We start from the raw sequence: 8,327 nt of genomic DNA, 5'->3' as shown, positions 1-8,327 counted from the left end.
GATTCTGAAATCTGATGTTATAAGCACAACAGTGCGCTGAGAAACTGTCGATTAGGTTGAAAACATTCAAAAGCAATGAAAAGGGAAACGGAGAGCAAGATTTGGGAATGGAGAAGTGGCAGCGTCCGCCTTTGTAGGCTAATTTTTTCCTTTACAAGGGTTATTTATTCATAAAAATTGGACTACAACAGCGGTCGGAATCCCAATCTTGATCGCAGTGATACCCCTTTCTATTGCTTGTTGCAACTATCCACAATTAATCGACAGTCTCATACAGTGTCTTATTTGATCAAAAAGGGTCTCCGGACTGACATTAGTTCACATATAGCGCATCAGATCTTCGTTACAAAATCAAAACAGCCAAATCAGGCCAAATAGCGCCATGAGGATTCGTTAGAATCAGAAGTAGCGTATTTGCTGGCCACAAATTGTACTGCTGTTACAAACAGCGCACTGCTATCCCAAGTTTGCCAATCGGCAATGCAGCAAAAGCCCCTAAAGTAACAGATCTCAAAGCATCGTTAGTTTAAGTTAATAGCTTGTTACCGCTTATAATCATCCTGCTGCTTCCACTGCAGCATTTTGCTTTGAAATTGCTTCGGCGAGCAATCATTGTATTTTTTGAACATTTTATAAAAATGGGCCATATTTGGCATTCCGACACGATCGCTGACTTCCGCAATGCTTAAGTCCTTCGTCAGAAGGAGACGTTCTGCAGATTTCACTTTGCGGTAGTTGACATATTCCGTGAAGGAGAGCCCTAGCGTTTTTTTGAAATATTTAACGAAATAATAGTAGCTCATATTGGCAATCTTGCATACTTCCTCTACCGAAATGCGGTCATGCAAATGCTGGTCAATATAATCGAGCACAGGCTTAAGGCGTACTTTATCGAAATTGTCTTGCTCCAGCAGCACTTGACGATTGTCGTTTCTAAGCAGAAGCAGAAGCAATTGTTTGATATGGATACTGACGGCCAGCTCATAGCCCGGTTTTTTCAGTTGTGTTTCTTCCAATATTTGCATAATAAGCTGAGATGCTGCTTTTTTTACCTCTGGATACTGCCTGAATATATAGTTTGCCTTGCTTAAAGGCATATGCGTTTCTGAAAAATATTTCAAGTAAGAGATTGAGCTGTGGTCAAAAAAGTTTTCCAGCTCGAATTGCAGCACGATATAGTCACAGGAATGCAGCGTACGGTCACGATGCAGCTCCGAGGCGCCGATAAGCACAATATCGCCTTCATTAAGCGGATAAGTTTCTTCCGCGATAGAAACATCAAGCTCGCCTTCTATAATGAGAAGCAGCTCCAGCTGCTTGTGATAATGCCAGTTGATGTAGTTGCCGCCGGCTCGCTTCGTGCGGAAAATGCGAATCGATAATAAGGGATTTTCATAGGGCACCATTTCATTGAACGCTTCCATCTTCATTTCCATATCTCCCTTACCGAGCAGCTTTGCGAATAAATTGATGAACGACCTCAGAGAGCACCAGACCAATCGCTATTGCCCCTGAAATGAGCAGCACCTGAGTGCCAAGCTGCAGGGCGATATCATATTGATCCTCGACGACATTGCGCATGGCGTTATAAGCCAGCCTGCCGGGAACCAGCGGAATAATGCCTGATACGTTGAACAAAATGATCGGCGTTTTTAAGAGCCGGGCAAAAATCTGGCTAATTGCTGTAACACAAAACGCTGCAAGCATAACTGCCGCAATGGGATTAAGGCCCAGCCATTCTTCACCGGCAATAAAGACGAGCCAGCCGCCCATACCAACTGTACCGCAGATTGGCAGCAAGCGCAAAGGCACATTGAATATAAGCCCGAAAGCGGAGGTAGCAATAAAGCTCATCAGGAGCTTCAATATAATATCCACAACGCGCTAACTCCTTTCTGCCAAGTAAATGATTTCGTCGTTCTTTGAAGTGAACAATTCTAAAAAACAAATAGTACAGCAGCGATGCCTGCTCCGATCGCGGATGCCGTCAGAAAGGCTTCTGCTCCTTTGGAAATTCCAGATACTAAATGGCCGGCCATAAGATCGCGTATAGCATTTGTAATATGCAAGCCGGGCACCAGCGGAATTACGGAGCCGATTATAATCGTATCAAGCTGCGAGGCAAGTCCCATATGTACGACAGCAACGGCAAGCGTTCCGATTAGCAAAGCAGCGATAAATTCAGCAAAAAACTTAATTTTTATAGAATCATGTAAAAGATTAAAACAGCTGTAGCCTATCCCGCCAATTATAAAAACAGGGGCCAGCTCGTACCATGTTCCGCCGGACATATACAGAAAACAGGCGCTGGCGACAGCAGCAGCTAGTGTCGTGAGCCAACTGGGGTAATCCAGCTGCGCCTTGTCAACATGCTGCAATTGCTGCAGTGCTTCATGATAATCCAGCTCGCTGCTGGCTACTTTACGCGAAATATCATTCACGATCGCGACCTTTTTTAAATTGTTGGATCGGTTAGAGATCCGCACTAGCCTGGTAACATGGGAGGAGCCGTCTATCGCGAACAGGATCCCAGTTGGCGTAACGAAGCTATGTGAATTATGATGCCCGTAAGCGGCGGCAATACGCATCATCGTATCTTCTACACGTTGAGTCTCGCCACCGCTTTGCATAATGATTTTGCCTGCCAGCAGGCAAAGCTTCGTAACTGTTTGTGTATCTGGCTGGACAGCTGCGTCTGAAGAAGTGAGGTCCGGCATCATCTATTGCCTCCGCAAAGCTTGGAATTGTGCGCGTATTTGCTTAAGCAGTGCTTCGTTCGAGCACACGTCATAAGCTGTGGCTGCCAGAAGCTTGGCTCCAAAAATCATTCGTTCAAGCGCCTGCTCTGTCATGGCTGCATCGCGAAACTGCTCGGTATGAAGCAAAAAGCGTTCTTCCACGATTTTGACATAGGGATGAATAGCCGGACAGCGAGTCGATACGTTGCCAAGATCAAGAGAGCCATGATCCTGGCCTTCCCCAATTTCCTCCACAGGAACGCCCATCTCCAGCAAGTTTTTTTGAAATTGATCGGATAGCGCTTCATTTGTAATCAATTCATCATAAGACAGCTCATAGTGATTCATGCGCAGCTCGCAGCCGGATTGCAAGGCAGCGCCCTCTGCGCATTTCTTTACTTTAGCCGTAAGCTCATTCGTATAGGCCCGCGAAGCCGAGCGAATATAAAATTTAGCGGACGCATAGTCCGGAATAATATTGGGTGCACTGCCGCCTTGATCGATGATGCCGTGAATTCTCGCGTCGGATTTCGTCTGCTGGCGCAGTGCATTGATGCTGTTGAACAGCTGCAGCACACCGTCTAGCGCATTGACTCCTTCCTCCGGGTTAGCCGCTGCATGAGAGGCTTTGCCGAAGTACTCAAATTGAACGGCATCGAGCGCGAGCGAGGTGCCTGATCGTTCGAACTGATAATATGGATGCGCCATTAGAGCAAAATCGCATTCGTCGAACAGACCTGCTTCGGCCATCGGCACTTTGGCGCCCATCGTTTCTTCTGCCGGCGTGCCATAAACTTTAATTTTGCCGCCTGTTTCATTCAAAACAGATTTGAGTCCGACAGCAGCCGCAGCACTCATTGAGCAAATCAAATGATGGCCGCAAGCATGGCCAATTTCAGGCAAAGCGTCGTATTCACAAAGCAAGCCCACTGTCGGCCCCGGCCGATTGGAGTCATAGGTGGCTATAAACGCAGTCGGCAAATTAAGAACACCGCGTTCGATAGAGAAATTATGGCCTTCAAGTGTTTTAATCAATAAGTCAGAGGCGAAAAATTCTTTATGGCCCAGTTCAGGCCTGCTCCCAATTGAGCGGGAAACCTGCTTGAATTGTTCGGCATTTGTATCTATAGCTTCCATTACAATGTTCTTGTTAGACATAGGCTTATCCTCTTTATCCTCATAATAGTCACGCTTCTATTATAACATATTCCCTTTTGCAATTATTTTTACAATCCCATAACATGAATCTCGTTTTGGTTTAATGAACTAGTTCTATAGTAATGGTGTCACTAACAATTAGGGAGGTCAAAGTACTATGGCAATTGTAGTGAAACGGCCAAATCAGTCAGAAATTGCAGCTGTAATTGAAATGAAAGGCTCAACCCAAGCAATAGCTTCAGCAAACAGAAAAAAAGATGAAGAATGGGGCTCTTACATAAGACAACCCTTGATTGCTCCGCCCGAACTTTCATGTAGGGAGGCTATACAACTATTCCGGCAAAATCCTGAAAGTGAATGCTTGGTCGTATGTACGCCATTATACAAGCCGCTTGGGATATTAATGAGACCCCGTTTTTTTCTAAAACTGGGCCAGCGGTTTAGTGCCGAGCTGTGGTATGACAAGCCGATTGAAGCTTTAATGGATCAGCAGCCTTTAATCGTAGATGCAAAAGAGGAGCCGCAGCAGGTCATTAGCAGAGCTTTGCAGCGCCAGGAGCATATTTTATATGACTGTGTTCTGGTAACTAGCCAGGAAAGATTGCACGGAATATTAACGGTATCAGATTTACTTAAGCTTTCTAGCGCTTTGCAAGAAAAAGCTATTTTAGGACAAATCGCTGTCATTGCATCCGCCGAAACCGGCTTGCAGCAAATCAAGGATGTCATTTCTGAAGTGCATCGATCTGCAAAACAGGGCGAGCAGCAGGCCATCGCGATGTCTGAGCTGATGAACAGCGGCCGAGGCGAGCTTGGAAAGGTGACAGATGTTTTTCAATCCATTTTGTCAAACGCGTTGGTGCAGCAGGAGCAAATGAAAAATTTGCAGCAGGAAGCGGGAGCCATTTATAAAGTTACCGATTTAATAAAAGGACTGGCAGAGCAAAGCAATCTTCTTGCAGTGAACGCATCTATTGAAGCAGCGCGGGCGGGTGAGCATGGAAGAGGGTTTGCGGTCGTGGCAGAGCAGGTAATGAAGCTCGCTAATGAAACAAAGCAGCTTGCTAATGAAATTACTAGAATAACGAAAGCCGTTATACATGCGATAGAAGATACAGCAGCCGCAGTAGAGACGGGCAAGGATGAAACGATGGCAAGCCGGCAGTTTGTAAAAAAGACGGAGACTGTATTCGATCAGCTGATGAATACAGCCCATCAAAACGAGGAAAGCGGCAGGCATATCGGCAAATTGGCTGAGCATTCCTATCAGCATGCCGTTCTAGTAGCAGATGAAATGGAAAAATTGAGAGCTTCCTATGAAAATTGATTAACAAATCGCAATACTTTTAACACTGCATTTACAAAATCAGAATACTTCATTAACAAACTGTTAGTAGTATTAGAAGCGTAGGAACGATAAAAAATATTAAACATTCAATTCAGAGGAGTGGTTGTTTTGGTTAAGAGAAAGAAAGCAAAAGGGATTATTCTAGCATCGGTAGCGGCTATTTTGCTGCTTACATCAGCTTGTGGAAATAAAACGGACAGCGGGGATAAAAATCAGGGAGCAGCAACTACAACACCTCCTTCAGCTACAGCGCCGGCAAGCGAAGCGCCAAAGGGTGAAACTGCGAAGCTTAAAGGTGAAATTTTGGTAGACGGCTCCAGCACAGTATTCCCATTGACAGAAGCAGCTGCAGAGGAGTTTGGCAAAGAGCATCCTGATGTGCGTGTACCGGTAGGCGTTTCCGGAACAGGCGGCGGCTTTAAGCGTTTCTGCGCAGGTGAAATTGCAATTGCAGATGCATCACGCAACATTAAAGATGAGGAAGCAGCAGCATGTGCGGATAAGGGAATCGAGTTTACTGAGCTTTCTGTAGCATACGACGGACTATCTGTAGTTATTAACAAAGATAATGATTTTATCGACTACTTGACTATTGAAGAACTGAACAAAATTTTCGTAACGGAGTCTGGCGTTAAAACTTGGAAAGATGTTCGCAACACATGGCCGGACAAAGAAATTCTAATGTTCTCTCCTGGTGCCGATTCTGGTACTTATGATTATTTCAACGAAGCTGTTCTTGACAAAAAAGGTATTCGCAACGACAAAGCGATCGTATTCAGCGAAGATGACAATACGCTAGTTCAAGGCGTTGCAGGCAGCGAGTTCGGCATTGGCTACTTCGGTTTTGCTTATTACGAAGAAAACCAAGACAAGCTGAAGGTTGTTCCAATTGACGGCGGCAAAGGCGCAGTAACTCCATCTTACGAAACAATCAAAGACAGCAGCTATTCACCGCTTTCCAGACCATTGTTCATCTATGCTAACAATGCAGAGATGGCACGTCCTGAAGTGAACGAGTTTTTGAAATACTACATTAACAACATCGGCGCAATGGCTGGCGAAGTTGGTTACGTAGCATTGCCGGATGAGAAGTACAAAGAAGAAGCAGCTAAAATTAAATAACGCACTTATAAGAGGCGAGAAAAATGTGATGCAAGATGTGATGCCTTATCGGGCATCACATTTTTCTCGCCAATGATGTTAAAGATTTGTAAAAGGGTAAAGAGGAGGCCGTCCAATGACGCAGCAAGCCGAACCGTCCAAACTGGGAGCTAGTGCACCTAGCCAGCCATCGATTGGTCGATTTAAGAACGAGCGTGTAAGCATAATCAACAAAGTAATGCCTGTACTGCTTTTTCTTTGCGCCAGCGTATCCGTTCTAACGACGATTGGAATTGTCGTCACATTAATTACGGAAACATACAGCTTTTTTAAAACTATTCCGATTGCAGACTTCTTATTCGGCACCAAGTGGTCGCCATTAATTCCGCCAAAAAGCTTTGGCATATTGCCGCTATTATCAGGCACCTTGCTGATTACGGTTATCGCGTGTTTAGTTGCTGTTCCGATCGGTCTTGCCAGTGCTATCTATCTATCGGAATATGCACCTAAACGCGTGCGCAATATTGTAAAGCCGATACTGGAGGTTCTGGCCGGTATCCCGACGATTGTATATGGCTATTTTGCACTAAGTATTGTAACTCCGATTATTCGAGATATATTCAGCTCTGCAGGAACGTTTAACGCATTGAGCGCTGGTATTGTAGTAGGTATTATGATTATCCCTATGGTTTGCTCCCTTAGTGAGGATGCGATGTCCGCGGTACCAAGATCACTTCGTGACGGCGCATATGCGCTGGGCGCCACAAGATTCGAGGTTGCGCTTAAAATAGTTGTGCCTGCCGCTTTGTCCGGCATTGTGGCATCGGCCGTGCTTGCTTTCTCCCGTGCGATTGGCGAGACGATGATCGTTACTTTGGCAGCGGGCGCTACGCCGAATATGACAGTGAACCCGCTGGAAAGTATTCAGACGATGACTGCTTATATCGTACAGGTCAGCTTAGGCGATACACCTCATGGCTCTATTGAATATGGCTCGATTTTCGCTGTCGGCATGACTTTGTTCGTCATTACTTTCTTGCTTAATATTGTTGCCCAATATGTTGCAAAACGATTCAGAGAGGAGTACTAGGCATGAGTATATTTCAAGATGCAAATCGCAAGCAGATTGCTCAACGCCGCCGTATAGACTGGATGCTGCATTTACTATTTGTCGCGGCAACCTCGGTCGGTGTCATCGCCCTGTGCGCCTTGCTGATTGATATTGTTATCGATGGTATAGCTAAGGTTCAGCCCCAGCTATTCACCGAGTATCCATCGCGTAAGGCAGCAGCTTCCGGTATGAAGTCTGCATTCGTAGGAACGATCTACATGCTTTGCATTATGGCCCCGCTAGCTTTCGTATTCGGTGTCGGAGCGGCTATCTATCTGGAGGAATACGGCAAGAAAAACCGCATTGCGAAGCTGATTCAGCTTAATATAAGCACATTGGCAGGGGTTCCTTCTATCGTATACGGAATATTGGGCCTTGCCTTGTTTGTCCGCCTTCTATCCTTAGATAGAAGCTTGCTTGCAGGGGCTCTGACCATGACGCTGCTTGTCCTGCCAATTATTATTGTCGCAGCTCAAGAAGCGATTCGCGCAGTGCCAAGATCAAGACGCGATGCTTCCTTTGCACTGGGAGCAACACAGTGGCAAACTGTCTCACGAGCCGTGCTGCCATCGGCTATGCCGGGTATTATGACAGGCGTCATTTTGGCTATGTCACGTGCGATTGGAGAAACTGCTCCGCTAGTAATGATCGGAGCCCTGACTTATGTTGCCTTTTTACCGAATAGCATTATGGATTCTTTCACGGTCATACCGATTCAAGTATATAACTGGATATCCAAGCCACAGCCTGAATTTAAAGAGCTTGCGGCCGGCGGCATTATTGTGCTGCTCGTTCTACTGCTGCTTATGAATTTTGCGGCAATTCTGCTTCGCAACAAGTATCAGAAAAATGTTTAATTACAAAAAGATGG

General features: G+C 45.6%; 8 protein-coding genes. 4 read left to right on the top strand and 4 right to left on the bottom strand.

The features are described 5' to 3' along the window. Positions 1-542: 542 nt before the first annotated feature. From V1L65_RS07780 to V1L65_RS07765, 4 genes are read right to left on the bottom strand one after another with little or no spacing between them, the layout of a single operon-like run. Positions 543-1,430 carry a helix-turn-helix domain-containing protein gene (locus V1L65_RS07780; protein ID WP_331698539.1) on the bottom strand — a complete coding sequence of 296 codons (888 nt, stop codon included), beginning with the start codon at positions 1,428-1,430 and terminating at the stop codon, positions 543-545. 13 nt (positions 1,431-1,443) lie between these two features. Then, positions 1,444-1,878 (bottom strand): threonine/serine exporter family protein, encoded by a 435-nt coding sequence (locus tag V1L65_RS07775; protein WP_331698538.1) that lies wholly within the window; start codon positions 1,876-1,878, stop codon positions 1,444-1,446. Positions 1,879-1,937: 59 nt separating this feature from the next. Next, positions 1,938-2,720, bottom strand: coding sequence for a threonine/serine exporter family protein (locus V1L65_RS07770; RefSeq protein ID WP_331698537.1), 783 nt, complete (start codon positions 2,718-2,720; stop codon positions 1,938-1,940). After that, complete coding sequence (locus V1L65_RS07765; protein ID WP_331698536.1) at positions 2,721-3,896, bottom strand: M20 family metallopeptidase; 1,176 nt, start codon at positions 3,894-3,896, stop codon at positions 2,721-2,723. It lies immediately after the preceding gene. Between the two features lie 157 nt (positions 3,897-4,053). Between V1L65_RS07765 and V1L65_RS07760 the strand changes: the two genes are divergently transcribed. From V1L65_RS07760 to pstA, 4 genes are all read left to right on the top strand, one after another. Continuing rightward, a complete protein-coding gene (locus V1L65_RS07760; protein ID WP_331698535.1) occupies positions 4,054-5,223 on the top strand; it encodes a methyl-accepting chemotaxis protein in 1,170 nt (389 codons plus the stop codon). 129 nt (positions 5,224-5,352) lie between these two features. Continuing rightward, entirely contained in the window at positions 5,353-6,366 is a 1,014-nt protein-coding gene (locus V1L65_RS07755; protein ID WP_331698534.1) for a PstS family phosphate ABC transporter substrate-binding protein, read from the top strand. 217 nt (positions 6,367-6,583) lie between these two features. After that, positions 6,584-7,435: a phosphate ABC transporter permease subunit PstC gene (pstC, locus tag V1L65_RS07750; protein WP_331698549.1), complete on the top strand. Its 852-nt coding sequence runs from the start codon at positions 6,584-6,586 to the stop codon at positions 7,433-7,435. 2 nt (positions 7,436-7,437) lie between these two features. Beyond that, entirely contained in the window at positions 7,438-8,313 is an 876-nt protein-coding gene (gene pstA, locus V1L65_RS07745; protein ID WP_331698533.1) for a phosphate ABC transporter permease PstA, read from the top strand. Positions 8,314-8,327 lie beyond the last annotated feature (14 nt).

It is taken from the genome of Paenibacillus sp. IITD108, assembly GCF_036541265.1.
Classification (GTDB): domain Bacteria; phylum Bacillota; class Bacilli; order Paenibacillales; family Paenibacillaceae; genus Pristimantibacillus.
This window is presented reverse-complemented; position numbering and strand designations above follow the sequence as displayed.